Origin of the sequence: Tenacibaculum tangerinum (genome assembly GCF_029853675.1) — a bacterium.
Classification (GTDB): Bacteria; Bacteroidota; Bacteroidia; order Flavobacteriales; family Flavobacteriaceae; genus Polaribacter; species Polaribacter tangerinum_A.
On record NZ_CP122539.1, the window covers coordinates 1,472,037 to 1,489,783 of the forward strand.

Here is a 17,747-nt window from a genome sequence, read left to right on the forward strand (position 1 = left end):
GCAAAGATACTTACTTTACGAACTACTATGCAAGAAAATGCTAAACTTTTTTTATCCTTTTTCTATACCCTATTCCTATGAACTGTCGCTAACTTCTATGCATACCGCTTTTCCGTTTGCGGGTGCAAATATAGAACCCTTTTCCTTATCAACAATGAGTTTTTTAAACTTTTTTAAAACCTTTTTTGTAACTGTTTATATATAAAGATGTTGCTGTTTGTTGGCTGTTGGAAGTTAGCTCTTAGTTGTTAGCTCTTAGCTGTTGGCTATTTGTAATGAGATAATGAGGAAATGATACAATGATGTAATGAGGAAATGAGGAAATGAGGAAATGTAGGAATGATTAATAATTATAACTATTTCTAACAACTGCCTACTGATAATTGTTCTCTGATTACCATCATGAGATAACCACGTCGCTATCACTCCTCGTTATAAGGGTTGGTTTGATTACTGAAAACTAGAAATTGTTCATTTATAATTGTTAAATGAATTCTTAACTCTTAGCTGTTGGCTATTTGCAATGAGATAATGTAGTAATAAGGAAAATGAGATAATGAGATAATTGAACAATGAAGAAAAAGAAGTTTAATAAAGTTGTTGGTAAAATTCGATTTATACAGAGAGCGTACTTTTAGAACCATAAAACGATGGTTCGATAGAGGAATTGCAAAGCTTAGAAGAATAGCTAAAATCCAAGTACAAAATTTAATGAAATCATTTGCTACAATCTACATAGAAACCTTATGATAATTGATTCTAGCTATGAAAAATAAGAGAGAAAAACACTTCCTTCATAATTAAAAATCAACTAAAAATAACGCTTAAATAGAGATAAAAATACCCTGAAAAAACACACTAAATGAACTTAGCTTTAGCTATGGTTTTGCTACATTTTTAATCTAAAAAAGATTCTAGATTTGGTATTCCATTTTTTTTACTTATATTTACCGCGTTAATTGGTTGTAGTTAACAATTGTCAAACACTAAACGAAGCACAAATTATGAAAAAATTCCCCTTAATAATCGCAGCTTTGCTCATATCTCTAGCAGCTGTTGGTCAGGAAGAAGTATGTACAAGCCCTGATGAATCTATAGCAGATCCAAACAGTATCACTAAATGCGCAATTGAAGACACTGAAAACGGTGCAAAAAAACAATTATCTATTGAGGTTTCTACAAGAAGACGTGTTGTTCGTAAAAATAAACAGGCGGTTTCTGCCATTGGAGGAGATATTAATTCTTCTCAAAAAGTAGCGGATATTAAAAAGAATTCTTTATTGATAGGGAAACTCGAACTAGATGACAATGCTGCTAACATTGAAAAAATACCTTTTAACCTTGTTGAAGAAATTCCGTTGTTTGGTAAATGTAATAGTGTTCCTTTAATCAAACAGGCGAAGTGTTTTGAAACTAACATGACCAAACATATAGTTAAAAATTTTAATTACCCTAAAGAAGCTATTGAAGCTGGCATACAAGGTAGAGTATTAGTTCAGTTTACTATTAACGAACAGGGGAACGTTGAAGATATATTATTGCGTGGTCCTCAAGGAGGAGAAGCTTTAGAAAATGAGGCACGTAGAATTATTAACAGCCTTCCTAAATTTATACCAGGAAAACACAACGGTAAGACAGTAAAAGTTAAGTATGGAGTTCCTATTACTTTTAAAACTCCAGGAGCAAATAATTCTAACTCACGCACCACAAGAACTAAAAAAGCAATTACTAACACAAGAAAAGTTTCGGAAGAAAAAGCTATCACAGACTACGTTAAGTTTGCACAAGTACATAATATACCTCAATTCAAAACATGTGCTAATGCGCCTGATATGCAAAAATTACAATGTTTTAACGAAAGAATGATTAGTCACATTCAAAGAAACTTTAACTACCCTGCTGCAGCTGCTGAACAAAATATAGAGGGTAGAGTTTGGGTACGTTTTATTATAGACAAAAATGGTGAAGTAGCAAACATCACCATGAAAGGCCCTCAAAACGGAGAACTGTTAGAGCAAGAAGCGAAAAAAATGGTTTCTAAATTACCATCTTTTATTCCAGGTAAGCACAATGGTAAAATAGCTAATGTTGAGTATTACATTCCTGTTAACTTTAAGCTTCATGAATAACAACTTTTAAAAGTGTTTATATATTAAAAAAGCTTCTCTGTGAGAAGCTTTTTTCTATTTAAGAAAGGGTATCCGCCTTAAAATAAACTGACCATGACATCAACTCATCCTAGTACAATATAATATATTAAGGCGGGTTTCAACCCCGCCTTATACCAAATCTCTACATAGTTTTTTAGCTACTATTCCTTTTTAACTCATCATATCGTATTCTAAGTTTACTCTATTCAACAAAATACTCTATAACTTCGTAAACCTGTTAAAAGCTTCTCTTTCTAGTTCTTCTCTAAAACTAGGGTGTGCAATAGAAATTAGTGCTTTTGCTCGTTCTTTTAAACTTTTTCCGAACAAATTCACTACTCCATATTCCGTTGCTACATAATGTACATGTGCTCTTGTTGTGGTTACTCCTGCTCCTTCTTTTAAAAACGGAGTAATTTTAGAAACTCCTTTTACTGTTATAGAAGGCATTGCTATAATGGCTTTTCCTCCTTTTGATAACGATGCCGCTCTAATAAAATCCATTTGTCCTCCTACTCCCGAATATTGGTATTTACCAATAGTATCGGCACAAACTTGACCTGTTAAGTCAATTTCAATAGCACTATTTATAGCAGTAACTTTTGGGTTAAGCTTAATAATAGAAGTATCGTTTGTATAGCCTGCTTCTTTAAAATGAACTAGCGGATTGTCATCAATAAAATCATATAACTTTTTTGAACCAACAGCAAAACAAGTAACAATTTTTCCTGTTTTTATTTCTTTTTCTTCACCTGTAATTACGCCTTTTTCTATCAAAGGTAAAATTCCGTCAGAAAACATTTCTGTATGAATTCCTAGGCGTTTGTGATTTGCTAAATTATGCAATACCGCATTAGGAATGTTTCCTATACCCATCTGTAATGTTGCGCCATCTTCAATTAGTCCTGCTACATTTTCTCCTATTTTAGCCTCTATTTCAGAAGGTATTCCCGCAATAGATTCATGAATTGGTGAATCGACTTTTACTGCATAATCGATATTCCGTATATGAATAATACCGTCTCCATGAGTTCTAGGAACATTAGGGTTAACTTGTGCTATCACAATTTTAGCTGTTTGTATTGCTGGTAATGTGATATCTATCGAAGTTCCTAAAGAACAATATCCGTGCTTGTCGGGTGGTGAAACCTGAATAAATGCTACATCTAATTGGTATATACTACGACGGAATAACCAATGTATTTCGCTTAAAAAAATGGGAATGTAGTCTCCATTATTCATATTCACTCCTTTTCTTACGTTGTCTCCCACAAAACAGCTTATTAGTTTGAATGATTCACTGTAAGGTTCTTCTAAATATTTAGCCTTACCATGGGTATGAATTTGAATAATTTCTACATTACTTAAGTCTTGATAACGCTCACATAAAGTGTCTATCAATAAATTCGGAGTCATTGCTGCTCCTTGAAAAAATATTTTATTATTTGATTTTACAATGGCTACTGCTTCTTCAGCAGTAACAATCTTTAAATTTTCTGACATCTTATTCTTTTATTTGATTGGTACAAAAGTCATAAGAAAGTACTGCTTAATTAATGATAAAAATCATAAGATTAAACTATTTTACTAACCTATAATTGTATCAATAATAACAAAATTCCTCTATTCTTTCCTTTTTTATAGATTGTTTAATAATCAACTATATTATAGGTTATTTGATTCTTATAGTTTAACTTTTCATTCTCCAAAAAATCAGTAATCTCTACTTTAATCCGTATGCTACTTTATTAATGTATACAGTATTACGTACTGGTTTGAGTTTCCTTTTAAAATAAATAGTTCTTTCTGTGTCACATTATCAGCTTCATCACAAATAGTAACTTATTTAAACTAATTATAAATTATATTTTTTCAATTTTTTAAAAAAAGACTAAAAAGTCTTTAATTGCTTCACATTCAATACTATTCCTTATTAGTTTAAATGTGTAACGAATTGAAAAACCATATATTATGACAAATATCATGTTTATTATACCCTAATATTTATTAATTTGTTCAGGAAATTAACAACTATTTTATGCCTATAAAAAGTTATTTAGCCCATCCGCACGATGGCAAAAAAGACGAACTTATTAAAGCTTTATCATCCTTAAATGAATGTGAAGTAATACCTGCCGAGAATAAAGATGTTTTAGTAGTAGTTACCGAAACTGAAACCAAAGCAGAAGAAGATATTTTAAAACAAAAGCTAGAAACCATTGGTAGTTTAAAACTATTAGCAATGGTTTCTGGATTTAATACACCCATAAAGAATTAGCCCATGTACACTTCAACAACAAACAGACGAAGTTTTATAAAAAAAATGGCAGTATTATCTGCCATGACAGCAGCTGCTACCATGTTTCCAGGAATTATGTTTGCTAGCGAGCAAGAAGCTGAAATTCCTGAAGGTAATTTTGACTGGAAAAAAGGACCGTGTCGTTTTTGCGGAGTAGGTTGCGGAATTTTAGTAGGAATTGAAAACGGAAAAGCAGTTGCGGTTAAAGGAGACCCTAACTCTCCTGTTAACAAGGGATTGTTATGTGTAAAAGGATACCACCAAACAATGTGTATTCAATCAAGTGACAGATTAACACACGCCCTAGTTAAGAAAAACGGAAGGTATGTTAAAACACCTCTAAACGAAGCATTAGATTTAGTAGCCAGTAAAATGAAAGAGACTATTGAAAAGCATGGCAAAGATTCTGTTGCCATGTATACCTCTGGTCAATCTACTGTTCCTGAAGGGTATGTAGCTTCAAAACTAATGAAAGGTGCTATTGGAACCAATAACTTAGATTGTAATGCTCGTTTATGTATGGCAAGTGCCGTAGCGGGGTTTTTAACAACGTTTGGTGCTGATGAACCGATGGGATGTTACGAGGATTTTGATTATGCAGATTATTACATTACTTGGGGTAATAACATGGCTGAAATGCATCCTGTTTTATTCTCTAGAATGTTAGAGCAAAAAAACAGAAGAGGTGCAAAAATTATTGACTTCGCCACTAGAACAACCCGTTCAAGTATGGCTTCCGATAAATCTATTTTGTTTGAGCCTCAAACCGATTTAGCAGTAGCCAATGCAATTTGCTACGAAATAGTGAATAACGGTTGGGTAAATAACAATTTCGTTGAGAAACATTGTAATTTTAGTAAAGGACTTACCAACATGGGCTATGGTATGGAAGATAAGTTCAAATTTAAAGATAAACCTTCTAAAATTACATTTGAAGAATACAAGGAATTTTTAAAAGATTATACCCCAGAAAAAGTATCAAAATATGCAAAAGTATCTGTTAAAGATATTAAATATTTAGCCTCTATTTTTGGAGACCCAAATAAAAAAGTAATGTCTCTTTGGTGTATGGGAGTAAATCAACACACCAGAGGAACCTGGATGAATAATTTAATATACAATATTCATTTACTAACAGGTAAAATTTCACAGCCAGGTAACGGTCCCTTCTCTTTAACAGGACAACCTTCTGCCTGTGGTACTGCACGTGAAGTAGGAACATTTACCCACAAATTACCCAAAGGGGTGGTTATGAATGCAGAGCACAGAGCGTTGGCGGCTAAAATATGGAAAGTTCCAGTAGACAGAATTCCTTCAAAACCTACCTATCATACCACCGAGATGTTTAGAGCAGTAGATCGCGGAGACATTAAATTTATTTGGACTCAAGCAGTAAATCCATTGGTATCTCTACCTCGAACAAGTAGGTTTAGACCAGGTATGCAAAAAGAATCTTGTTTCGTAGTTGTTTCCGATGTATTTCCAACGCCTACTTCAGATGTTGCAGATGTTATTTTACCAGCGTCATGGCATATTGAAAAATCGGGTATTTATGGAAATTCGGAAAGAAGAACGCAGCACTGGGACAAGATGGTAGAAGGACCAGGAGAAACTACACCAGATGCTTGGATGTTTATTGAAGTAGCAAAACGTATGGGGTATGGCGACTTGTTTCCCTACTCAAAAGAGAATCACGTAGAAGAAATATATAATGAGTATCGTCAATTTCATAAAGGTAAAAAGCATGAAATGGCACCTCTTGAAGTTTTAAAAAATCAATCTGGGGCTATTTGGCCTTATGTAGATGGTAAATCAACACAGTGGCGTTTTAATTCGAAATATGACCCCGCTTGTTCAAATGGAGAAGATTTTCATTTTTACGGAAAGCCAGATGGAAAAGCGGTTATTTGGCAAAGACCTTATGAACCTGCGGCTGAGTCACCTGATAACGAGTATCCATTCTGGTTAAATACAGGTCGTGTTGTAGAACATTGGCATACAGGATCTATGACAAGAAGAATTCCTGTATTGCATAGAGCTATGCCTAATGCATACATTGAATTTCATCCAGACGATGCTAAAAAATTAGGCATTAGAAAAGGAGAGAAAGTAAAAGTAAGTTCTAGACGAGGTTCATGTATTTTACCAGCCTCTATAAATGAAAGAGGATTACCTACAAGAGGACAAGTATTTGTTCCTTTCTTTGATGAAAATATGTTAATCAATGATGTTACATTGGATGCTTTTTGTCCTATCTCTAAAGAGCCTGATTTTAAGAAATGTGCCGTTAAGGTAGAAAAAGTATAAATCATGAGAAAACGACTAGGTATTATATCTTTATTTATAATTCTCTTTATAAGTTTTATAACCGTATGGAATTACAGTTACCAAACAGGTAAAGAAGAAGCATATGTTCCCGTTGAAAACAGCAAAGAATATTTTACTATTCCATCAGAATCTGAAGTATTTAAACGCTCTAAATACGCTTTAGATTATAGTAACATGCCTGTTGATGAAAACCATCAACGAAGTATGAAAACATATTATAAAAATAGAGCTTTTTATGGTGCACCCCCAAGCATTCCTCATGTTGTAGAAGAAAAACAAACTATCGGAGATGCTAGCTGTTTACAATGTCATGAAAATGGAGGTTTTGTTGAAAAATTCAAGGCATATACTCCTGTTACACCTCACCCAGAATTAGTAAACTGCAAACAGTGTCATGTGGCACAAAAAGAGCAAACGTTATTTAAAACTGGTAATTTTTCTGTAGTTACAGGACCAGAAGTAGGGGTTAACAATGCATTGGTCTCAAGTCCTCCGGTGATTCCGCATCACATTCAATTGAGAGAAAACTGTTTGGCCTGTCATGCAGGTCCCAGCGCACCAAAAGAAATTAGAGTTACCCATCCCGAACGTGTTAATTGTCGCCAATGCCATGTGTTAAACACCAAAGCTACTGTAGACAATATGCAAGATTTCATGAGAAAAATTGAAAACTAATGAGAAAATATCAACATATAAAATTGACTAGCTTTTTTATTGCGCTGTGCATGTTAAGTACTTCATGTAAACACCATGAAGATGAATATCATAGTGTTACCGATAGAATAGAAGCTGAAAGTAATAATTACAAAGGTATTTCAATTTCCTCTGAAAAGTATTTTAATGAAATGAATATGATAGAGATTACAGAAAATGAAATAACTTTTTTAATTCCAACTAGAAAAGATAAAATTAAATCGTACAAATGTACTGAGTGTCACACGAAACCTTTAGAAAAAATGCAAGCTAAAGATATCAAAAAAGCACACTGGGACATTAAATTAAATCATGCCTCCTTAAACACTATGAACTGTATAACTTGTCATGATAGTAATAATATTAATGAATTGAAGAGTATAACTGGTCATAAAATTGATTTTAATGAAAGTTATAAACAATGCAGCCAATGCCATCAAAAACAACACAAAGATTGGGCAGGTGGTGCGCATGGGAAACAAATGGAAAGTTGGACCAACCCCAGAGTATCTATGACTTGTGTTAACTGCCATAATCCGCATAATCCTGGTTTTGATACCAAATGGCCTGCAGTATTTAATACGCAAATAGTAAAAGAACGTAAATAATTTAGGTATGAGCAACAATAACAAAAAATGGTTTACGCTAAACCTAAATAATAGACATCAACAGCAAAAAAGTTCTTGTAGTTGCGGAAAAACATCAGAAGGATGCAATTCACATGCTACGAATAATGAATTAAGTGAAGAAGCTTTTTTTGAAAAAGCTGTAAATGCTTCGATAGGTGAAGAAAGACACAAAGATGGTTTCGATCAAGTTTTTGACGTAAAAATGGATCGTAGATCTGCCTTTAAAAAACTAACCGCTAGTTTATTAATCGGAGCTGGTGCTATGTCTTCTTGTACCAGCATCACTTCTAGCGACGAATCTAAAGAAAAAGCTCAAATAGATTGGGAAGAGCAATTTAAAGGAAACTATAAATTAATGACAGATGAGGAAAAAGAAGCCACTGTAAATAGATTGGTTCGCTCTTATCAACTACGTACAGGAAAAACAATTAATATGTCTTCGAAAAATGCTGAAGATGATGTATTATTTGGATACGCTTTTAACATCTCAAAATGTCAAGGATATATGGATTGCGTAAGTGCTTGTGTTGAAGAAAACAATCAAGACAGAAATTCACAGATGCAGTACATAAGAATTCACGAAATGAAGGACGGTAAAGGATTCAATTTCAATGAAGCTGATGACAATTACTACCACGAAGTACCTGCCGAAGGACACTTTTACATGGGAACACAATGCTTTCATTGCGATAATCCGCCCTGCGTAGAAGTTTGCCCTGTACAAGCTACTTGGCGAGAAAAAGACGGATTGGTCGTAGTTGATTACGATTGGTGTGTAGGTTGTCGTTATTGTATGGCTGCCTGCCCTTATGACGGTCGTCGATTCAACTGGAGTAAACCAGAAGTTCCTGAAGAGGAAGTTAACCACAATCAGCATTATTTAGGAAATCGAATGCGAAAAAAAGGAGTGATGGAAAAATGTACTTTTTGTGTACAGCGCTCTAGAGCTGGCAAAAATCCAGCATGTGTTGAGGCTTGCCCTACTGGAGCTCGTATTTTCGGAAACTTGCTCGACCCTAATAGTACCATACGTTGGGTGCTAGAAAATAAAAAAGTATTCAGATTAAAAGAAGATTTAGGTACCGAACCCAAGTTTTGGTACTTCATGGACTAAAAAATATACAATGAAACAACTCAAAGTTTTTAAAAGTTTAGTTAAAGACAGTTTAGATGCTATTACCAAAGGTTCAAAAAAATACCATCTTTGGATGGCTTTTTTAACCCTAGCCATACTCATAGGCATGTATTGCTATTCTATTCAACTAGAGCGTGGTTTAAGCGTAACTGGAATGACAGATAGGGTAAGTTGGGGATTGTATATTTCTAACTTCACATTTTTAGTAGGTGTTGCCGCCGCCGCCGTTATGTTGGTAATGCCAACCTATGTATTAAAAGATATTGATTTTAAACAAGCCGTTTTAATTGGTGAGGGATTAGCAGTTTCTGCATTAATTATGTGTTTGGCTTTTGTTATTGCCGATATGGGAGGTCCTTCTGTACTATGGCACATGATTCCGGGTATCGGAGTATTTAATTTTCCTAATTCAATGCTTACTTGGGATGTAATCGTGTTAAACGGATATCTATTTCTTAATATTACCATTCCGTTTTATATCTTATTCAGACATTATCAAGGAAAAGAAGCAAAAGCTAGCGTGTATGTACCTGGTGCTATATTATCTGTTTTTTGGGCAGTAGCCATTCACTTAGTTACGGCATTTCTTTATCAAGGTTTACAAGCACGTCCTTTTTGGAACAATGCGTTGTTAGGTCCTCGATTTTTAGCTTCTGCCTTTGCAGCTGGTCCGGCTTTAATTATTTTAGTTTTGGCAATTATCAGAACCTTTACAGCTTTTAAAATTGAAGATAAAACTATTAAAAAAATTGCGATGGTAGTTACTGTTGCTGCTCAAATAAATATTATCATGTTAGTGTCTGAACTATTTAAAGAATTCTACGCTCCAACACACCATAGTGAAAGTGCTTATTATTTATTCTTCGGTTTAGACGGAAAAACAGCTTTGTTACCTTGGATATGGACTGCGATATCTTTAAATGTTTTAGCAACAGTTATTTTAACATTCCACAAGCTTCGTAACAACTTAAAAGTATTGTACTTCGCTTGTTTTATACTATTTATAGGAATATGGATTGAAAAAGGCTTCGGATTGATAGTTCCTGGTTTTATACCTGGTCCTTATGGGAAAATTGCTGAATATATGCCAACAGGTATAGAAATAGGAGTTACTTTAGGCATTTGGGCTTTAGGAGCACTAATTTTTACCATTTTAGCTAAAACAGCTATTGGTATTGAAACAGGGAAATTGAAATATAAAAAATAAAATCATTTTAGATATAACAGAAAAAGACTAACATAAAAATAAGTTAGTCTTTTTTATTTAATAACGTGATTTGGGAGTAATTTGTCCCATTCTTTATAGGCTATAGATACTAACATATTTGAAGACCTTTGTACGAAACTCTAAAAACTCTTTTTTACACAAAATATTATAATATGATAATGTAAAAGGCACACCCCTATTTCATGTGAAGCGTCTGTTTTATTAAAACATAAGTCTAAACCTAAAGCACAATATCATACCGTAAGACTCCCCCTAAAACTTCTAAAAAATTCTTTATAATTCAATCATAAAAGAAAGACAACACTTATTTTGAGATGACTATTTCTTAAAATCCTTTACACTCTGCAAAACAACTGCATCAAACGCTTCTCCTCCGTTGAGAAATTCACTTTTAATAGCGATATACTGAAGTGAATTAATCTTACCTTCCAAACGCATATAATCTTTTTCAGTAGTTAGAATGATTTTTTGTTCAGAGCGCAAGTCTTCATACGCTTTTTTAATAGTTGCAATATCTTTATCTGTAAAATTGTGATGGTCTGGAAAGTTTAACTGTTTATAACCTACTTTCTTTTTCTTTAAAAACTGTAACAAAGGAGTCGGATTGGCAATTCCTGTAATTAACAACACTTCCTTTTGTTGCAGGTCTTCAATCGACATTTCTTCTCTTCCTTTTATTGTTTCATCATACGCAATGGTTGTAAAAAACACCTGCTGATACGATTTAGGATGGAGTTTTTGTAGAATCTTTTCTTGCGCTGCTTCCGATAAATTTTCAGGACATTTGGTAACCACTATTACAGCGGCTCTTTTAGCTCCTCTCCTACTCTCTCGCAAATTTCCTGTGGGCAACAAAAAATCATTTACATATAAATCGTTGTATTTTGTAAGTAAAATATAGGTACTCGCCGTTACTTTTCTATGCTGGTACGCATCGTCTAGCAACACAACTTCTGGCGGATTCTCTCTCGCTAACAATTGCTGAATCCCATTAGTTCTATCGGCATCCACAGCTATCGTAACCTCATTTTTAAACTTTTTGTAAAATTGTAAAGGTTCATCCCCTACATCTTCAGCAGTATGTGTATCATTTACGATTTGAAAACCCTCTGTTTTACGCTTATAACCACGACTCAAGACCGCTATTCTATAGTCACTTTTTAATAAACGAATTAAATATTCAATTTGTGGAGATTTCCCTGTACCGCCCACACTCAAATTTCCAACAGCAATCACAGGGATATCAAAAGACGTAGATCGTAAGATACCAATATTAAAAAACCAATTGCGAATCCTCGTAATGACATCGTACAAAACGGCAAACGGAAACAATAAAAATCGAAGTAATTTCATTGTCTCAAAAGTAGTAATTTAGTTATAAAAAAGAAGTCAGGAATTAGAATTAGGTTCAGAGTTGGTAAATTCGTGCTTCTACATACAAACAAAACTCGTAACTTTAAGAACCTTGCAAATAGTTAAACAGTTAAACTTTGTAACTTTACAACGTTGTAACTTTTAAACTCAAAAAATGCAAATAAAAGACGTTACCAACTATATCGAGCAATTAGCACCTCTTTCGTATGCGGAAGATTTTGATAATGTTGGTTTATTAATAGGAAATTACACGACGGAAGTAACTGGTGTTTTAGTTACTTTAGATACCCTTGAAGAAACGGTAGATGAAGCAATTGCCAACGACTGCAACCTCATCGTCAGCTTTCACCCTATTATATTTAGCGGATTAAAAAAAATAAACGGTAACAATTATGTAGAACGTGTGGTACTAAAAGCCATTCAGCACAACATTGCTATTTATGCTACACACACTGCTTTAGATAATGTAAACAATGGTGTTTCTGCAAAAATGGGGGAAGTTTTGGGCTTAGAAAACATGAAAACACTCATTCCTAAAAAAGGAATCATTAAAAAGCTAACAACCTACGTTCCGAGCAAAGCAGCTACTAATCTTCGTGAAAAATTATTTGAAGCAGGTGCAGGAAGTATTGGAAATTACGATCATTGCTCTTTTAATATAGAAGGAAAAGGAAGCTACAGAGGAAATGAAAATTCTAATCCTACCGTAGGCGAAAAAGGAACGTTAATGTTTGAAGAAGAAACCTGTATTACCGTTACCTTCGATTCGTTTTTAGAACGAAAAATACGTACTACACTTTTTAAACACCATCCTTACGAAGAAGTTGCTTACGAAATTATTACTCTAGACAATCAACATCAACAAGTAGGTATGGGAATGGTAGGAGAACTTCCATCCGCAATGAATGAAAAAGATTTTTTGTTATTTGCAAAAAACACCTTTAAAACTGGGTGTGTACGACACTCAGAATTACGAAACAAACCTATTAAAAAAGTAGCGGTATTAGGAGGTTCTGGAAGTTTTGCCATATCAAGCGCAAAGCGCGCTGGTGCCGATGCTTATATTAGTGCTGATTTTAAATATCATGAGTTTTTTAAAGCCGAAAAAAACATTGTGCTTGTTGATGTTGGACATTATGAAAGCGAACAGTTTACAAAAAATATTTTAGTTGATTATCTTAATAAAAAATTTAGTACTTTTGCAATTATTTTAAGCGAAAAGAGTACAAATCCTATACACTATATTTAACAGATGGCAAAAAAGAAATAACGGTAGAAGAAAAATTAAGAGCGTTATACGATTTACAGTTAATCGATTCGAGAATTGACGAAATTAGAAACGTTCGTGGTGAATTACCTTTAGAAGTAGAAGATTTAGAAGATGAAGTTGCCGGATTAAACAAAAGACTTTCTAATTTAGCTGAAGATGTTAAAAATTTAGAAACTGATATTAGCAATAAAAAATTAGCGATTGAAGAGTCTAAAAACTTAATTAAAAAGTACGAAGAACAACAAAAAAATGTTCGTAACAACCGTGAATTCGATTCTTTATCTAAAGAAATTGAGTATCAAGAATTAGAAATTCAATTATCTGAAAAAAGAATCAAAGAATACAAGGCTAAAATTGCTCAGAAGAAAGAGGTTATCGAAAAAACGAAAGGAAAGTTAACACAACAAGAAACGCATTTAGCGCATAAAAAAGGAGAGTTAGACGCTATTTTAAAAGAAACTGAAAAAGAAGAAAAATTGTTGAAAGAAAAGTCTGAAGAATTTTCGCAATCTATCGACAAGCATTTACTAACAGCTTATAAAAGAATTAGAACCAAAGTAAGAAACGGATTGGCTGTAGTTGCTATTGAACGTGGTGCTGCTGGTGGTTCTTTCTTTACCATTCCTCCACAAGTGCAATTAGAAATCGCGAACCGTAAAAAGATTACCATCGATGAGCACAGTGGTCGTATTTTAGTAGACCCTGCTTTGGCACAAGAAGAAAAAGAAAAAATTGACAACTTATTTGCTTAATATTTTTTCTTTAAAATAGATACAAAGCCTCCATTTATTTTGGAGGCTTTTTTTATGTCTACCCTTTTCAGTAAAACTTATAATTGATACCATTTATAATTTCATACACTTTTTCAATACTTTCTCTGCCCTTTCTATATTAAATTTTGGATAGAATTTTTCAGTTATTTTTTCTTTCTCCCCCAACGCTATCGCTTTTTTAATATTAGCACAAAACGGTTTGGTAGACTGACCAAAAAAACGGGCTGTTCCCATATCGGATTCTGCTTTACTTAAAATAACTCTCGGGTTGTTAGGAGCTATTTTTAATGCTTTCTCATACAATCCTGCATTTTTCATCGATAGGGTCATTCCATATTTCTGTCCGTCAAAAGCCATGTACGAAGTATGTAATAATGCTTGCATAATTAATATTTCAGGGTTTTCGGGTGAAATAGAATTCGCAGTATCTATAAACTCCTGTGCCTTATGTAACTTCGCTATTCGCATTGCTTCCTCTTTTATTTGAAAACTTTCTAATATATAAATCGTTCCTGCATAATAAGATGGCAACCAATTTTCTTTTTCTACTTTAGAAATACGTTCGAATAATTGGGCTGCTTCTGTTGTTTTGTTTTCTTTCCACAACTCAAAAGCCTTTTCCATTCCTTTTTCATATTGGGTTTGTGCTGAGATACTGATGGTACATAGAAGTACTAATAATGTGATTATTTTTTTCATTTTTTGTTGATTTTAGTTTATACTTCAAATATCTTTTGATTGCGATGTTTTTTATAAAAAAGAACACCGAGCTGTTATTTTTTATGGCTGAATTGTGGTCGTTTATAAGTTATTTAACTGGTTCTCTTTTTTGTCATCGCTAATCGTCCAAAAGAACCCTACAAAAAAGAAACTATCGACCGATGGTATAATCGCCTGTCGATTAAAAAAACCTTCTGAATTTGGTGTATTCTTATAATTGTAACCAAATACATTCTGGGTACCTAAAACATTATTTATTGAGAAATACAAGATTTTTTGTTGACTTATTAAGTACGCCCAGTTTACACTTACCGAATGGTAGTTTTTAGTTTTCTCATTTAAAAACCCACCCTTATTAGGATTAGTGTAACTTCTTCCTGAAGCAAAATTATAACTCATTCCTACTTGACTCTTCCAATCTGGAATCCAATGTTTTGCAACAACCGATAGGTTGTGCGTTGATGCAAAATTAGGTCTTGCTTTTACTGGGTAGTTTTTGTAATCTCTTTCTGTATCTAACAACGAATAAGAAATCCAATAATCTGTATTTTTTATATTTTTATTATCTCTCCAAAAAACATCTATTCCTTTAGAAAATCCCTCTCCTGAATTTGAGAAATTTGAATATGGCAATGGTGTATCAGTATCGTATTTTACCAAATCTTGATATTTTTTATAATATCCTTCTATTCTTAGAATCTGTTTATTTTTTACATACTGATAATTCGCTATGAAATGAGATGTATGCGCTGCTTTAAACTGCGTATTGAATTTCAGATATTCGTTTTCAGGATTCTGATAAAAACGTCCGTAAGCAAATGAAAACTGTGCATTTTCTCCCGATTTATACGCTATCGAAGCTCTTGGCGAAATGGTAAACTCACGTAACAGCTCAGAATTTTCCATACGTAGCCCTATTTTCGTTCCTAATTTTTTAGAAAAGAAAATAGCTGCTTCTGCAAAACTTCCAAAGATATTATTATCAAATCCGTAGGTGGCATTTCCATTTATTTCACTGGTATAATCTTCAGAAAAATTGGTCATAAAATACTCAGCACCAACGTTCAGTTTGAATCGGTTTGAAAACCTCTTTTTCAATGTTGCTTTCACATGAGCTGAGTTTTCATTATCTACCACCTTATCATCTACTATATTTATTTTTGAGTTATCGTTGGTAAACGATACTCCTCCTGTAACTGTCCAATTATCAGCAAAGTGTTGTTTATAAGTTCCATTGAAATACAAGTTTCTATTTTTTAGCCCAAAACGAAATCCGTTTTCATAATTAATATTTTCTTGAATTAAATCGAAATCGGCATAACTATACGCCCCGTAAAACTTTAACAACGATTCGTTTTTAAATCTAAATCGATACACCGCTTCTCCGTTTAATGACTGAATTGGCTTCTTCCAAGTATTTCTATCAGGAAATAATTCTTGATAGGGTGCTAAGTTGATATACGAAGTATTGACGCTTAGCGAATTCTTTCCAAAAACTTGCGTATTTCCGACTCCTAAACCAACTGTCATTAACGATACATCTGTCTTCTCTTTTATTGCTTCGTCGTTAGTATTTAGCAATAAAACACTCGACAAAGCTTGTCCGTATTCCGCAGAATACCCTCCTGTTGAAAAGGTAATTCCTTTGAATAAAAACGGAGAAAATCGACCACGAGTAGGAATATTCGGTGCCGACGGGCTGTAGGGTGTAAATACTCGAATTCCATCAATAAAAACTTGTGTTTCACCCGCTTCTCCTCCACGCACAAACAAACGACCATCTTCACTTACCGAAGATGTACCTGGTAAGGTTTGTAACGCCCCAACAAAATCTCCTAAAGCACTTGCAGTGGTTACGACATCTAAAGGTTTTAAAGCGGTTACTTTTGCGTTATCTCCCGCTTCAAAGGTTCCTGCATTTATGATTACTGCATCTAAGGTATTGACATCTTCATGAAGTAGTATTTTTACATTTTTAAATGTTGCTACATCGGCGGTTTTTGTATACGTTTCAAAAGAAATAAAAGACAGCGTTAATGTTTGCAATCCTTTTTCTGAAGTTGTAAAAGAGAAGTTTCCTTTTTCGTCAGAGGAAGTTCCGTCGTAAGTTCCTTCTAAATACACATTAGCCCCTTCAATAGGAATCCCTTTCGCATCGGTTACTCTTCCTGAAATCGTAGTTTGTGCGATGACTAGTGTATACGTTAAAAAACACACTATAAGTAGTACTTGTTTCATTTTTGTTCGTTTTTGACACTACAAAACTGCTTTGTTTTCAAACTTCAACACAAAAAGAACTACCCAACTGTATAATTTTGTAGATGAACTGTTTTATGTATCAAAACGAAAATTACTCGACTGCTTACATTTTACCATTCTTGCTTTAGATTATTCAAATCTTGCTAAATTTTAATGTGCAATACCTACAATACTTTTGATAATGTTGTACTTTTACATAGTATAAATTAACAACAATGGCACACGATTTAAGTGACTATAGAAAATCTTACGAAAAAAGAGAGTTACTAGAGAGTAACTGTCCTGAAAATCCTATTGAATTATTTAGAGACTGGTTTTTTGCTGCAGATGAATCTGAAATGGTAGATGAGGCAAACGCCATGACTATTGCTTCAATCGGGTTAGACGGTTTTCCGAAAAGCAGGGTTGTCTTATTAAAAAAATATACGTGGGAAGGTTTTATTTTTTATACCAATTACAACTCTGAGAAAGGAAGGGCTATTTTAAACAACAATAATGTTTGTTTATCCTTTTTTTGGGCAGGTTTAGAGCAACAAATTATCATTAAAGGAAAAGCAGAGAAACTTGCTGAGAATTTATCTGACGGATATTTCGAGTCGAGACCAGACGGAAGCAAGCTTGGAGCTTGGGCTTCTAATCAAAGTGAAGTGGTTGCTTCACGTGGTGAGTTGGATGACAGGCTAATTTCTTTTGAAAAAAAGTTTAAAAATCAAGAAATTCCTAGACCTAAACATTGGGGAGGCTTTATCGTAAAACCTCTTTCTATTGAGTTTTGGCAGGGGCGTCCAAACCGTATGCACGACCGTATACGTTATACTTTGCAAAAAGATTTTTCTTGGAAAGTTGAACGTTTAGCTCCTTAATTTTATATTTACTTATATTTACATCG

14 protein-coding genes are annotated in these 17,747 nt (G+C 33.7%); 10 read left to right on the forward strand and 4 right to left on the reverse strand.

Translation table 11 applies throughout. The features are described from left to right. Positions 1–1,004: 1,004 nt before the first annotated feature. Positions 1,005–2,129: an energy transducer TonB gene (locus P8625_RS06320; protein WP_279652622.1), complete on the forward strand. Its 1,125-nt coding sequence runs from the start codon at positions 1,005–1,007 to the stop codon at positions 2,127–2,129. Between the two features lie 240 nt (positions 2,130–2,369). Here the strand turns inward: P8625_RS06320 and P8625_RS06325 are convergent, their stop codons facing one another. Next, on the reverse strand, positions 2,370–3,653 hold the full coding sequence (locus tag P8625_RS06325) for an acetyl-CoA hydrolase/transferase family protein (protein ID WP_279652623.1): 1,284 nt from the start codon (positions 3,651–3,653) through the stop codon (positions 2,370–2,372). Positions 3,654–4,188: 535 nt separating this feature from the next. Between P8625_RS06325 and P8625_RS06330 the strand changes: the two genes are divergently transcribed. Genes P8625_RS06330 through dsrP form a run of 6 tightly spaced genes read left to right on the forward strand, consistent with a single transcriptional unit; the run spans position 4,189 to position 10,441 of the window. Beyond that, entirely contained in the window at positions 4,189–4,428 is a 240-nt protein-coding gene (locus P8625_RS06330; RefSeq protein ID WP_279652624.1) for a hypothetical protein, read from the forward strand. 45 nt (positions 4,429–4,473) lie between these two features. After that, positions 4,474–6,756, forward strand: coding sequence for a molybdopterin-dependent oxidoreductase (locus tag P8625_RS06335; RefSeq protein WP_279652625.1), 2,283 nt, complete (start codon positions 4,474–4,476; stop codon positions 6,754–6,756). 3 nt (positions 6,757–6,759) lie between these two features. Continuing rightward, the gene (locus P8625_RS06340; RefSeq protein WP_279652626.1) at positions 6,760–7,452 is read left to right on the forward strand and encodes a multiheme c-type cytochrome; all 693 of its coding nucleotides are present in this window, start codon (positions 6,760–6,762) and stop codon (positions 7,450–7,452) included. Beyond that, positions 7,452–8,078, forward strand: coding sequence for a cytochrome c3 family protein (locus tag P8625_RS06345; protein WP_279652627.1), 627 nt, complete (start codon positions 7,452–7,454; stop codon positions 8,076–8,078). Before P8625_RS06340 ends, P8625_RS06345 begins: the two co-directional genes overlap by 1 nt. A gap of 7 nt (positions 8,079–8,085) precedes the next feature. After that, positions 8,086–9,213: a 4Fe-4S dicluster domain-containing protein gene (locus tag P8625_RS06350; protein WP_279652628.1), complete on the forward strand. Its 1,128-nt coding sequence runs from the start codon at positions 8,086–8,088 to the stop codon at positions 9,211–9,213. 10 nt (positions 9,214–9,223) lie between these two features. After that, positions 9,224–10,441, forward strand: a complete 1,218-nt coding sequence (gene dsrP / locus P8625_RS06355) for a sulfate reduction electron transfer complex DsrMKJOP subunit DsrP (RefSeq protein WP_279652629.1) — start codon at positions 9,224–9,226, stop codon at positions 10,439–10,441. A gap of 339 nt (positions 10,442–10,780) precedes the next feature. Here the strand turns inward: dsrP and lpxK are convergent, their stop codons facing one another. Beyond that, the gene (gene lpxK, locus P8625_RS06360) at positions 10,781–11,815 is read right to left on the reverse strand and encodes a tetraacyldisaccharide 4'-kinase (RefSeq protein WP_279652630.1); all 1,035 of its coding nucleotides are present in this window, start codon (positions 11,813–11,815) and stop codon (positions 10,781–10,783) included. A 175-nt stretch (positions 11,816–11,990) separates the two neighbouring features. Here lpxK and P8625_RS06365 point away from each other — a divergent pair, with 175 nt between their 5' ends. After that, positions 11,991–13,085: a Nif3-like dinuclear metal center hexameric protein gene (locus P8625_RS06365; protein ID WP_279652631.1), complete on the forward strand. Its 1,095-nt coding sequence runs from the start codon at positions 11,991–11,993 to the stop codon at positions 13,083–13,085. 17 nt (positions 13,086–13,102) lie between these two features. Then, complete coding sequence (locus P8625_RS06370) at positions 13,103–13,858, forward strand: zinc ribbon domain-containing protein (protein WP_279652920.1); 756 nt, start codon at positions 13,103–13,105, stop codon at positions 13,856–13,858. A gap of 93 nt (positions 13,859–13,951) precedes the next feature. On the opposite strand, the gene P8625_RS06375 is transcribed toward P8625_RS06370, so the two are convergent. Both P8625_RS06375 and P8625_RS06380 read right to left on the reverse strand, forming a co-directional pair. Then, positions 13,952–14,578, reverse strand: a complete 627-nt coding sequence (locus P8625_RS06375; RefSeq protein ID WP_279652632.1) for a tetratricopeptide repeat protein — start codon at positions 14,576–14,578, stop codon at positions 13,952–13,954. A gap of 102 nt (positions 14,579–14,680) precedes the next feature. Next, positions 14,681–16,837, reverse strand: coding sequence for a TonB-dependent receptor (locus tag P8625_RS06380; RefSeq protein WP_279652633.1), 2,157 nt, complete (start codon positions 16,835–16,837; stop codon positions 14,681–14,683). 236 nt (positions 16,838–17,073) lie between these two features. Between P8625_RS06380 and pdxH the strand changes: the two genes are divergently transcribed. Continuing rightward, on the forward strand, positions 17,074–17,721 hold the full coding sequence (gene pdxH, locus P8625_RS06385) for a pyridoxamine 5'-phosphate oxidase (RefSeq protein ID WP_279652634.1): 648 nt from the start codon (positions 17,074–17,076) through the stop codon (positions 17,719–17,721). The last annotated feature ends 26 nt before the right edge of the window (positions 17,722–17,747 follow it).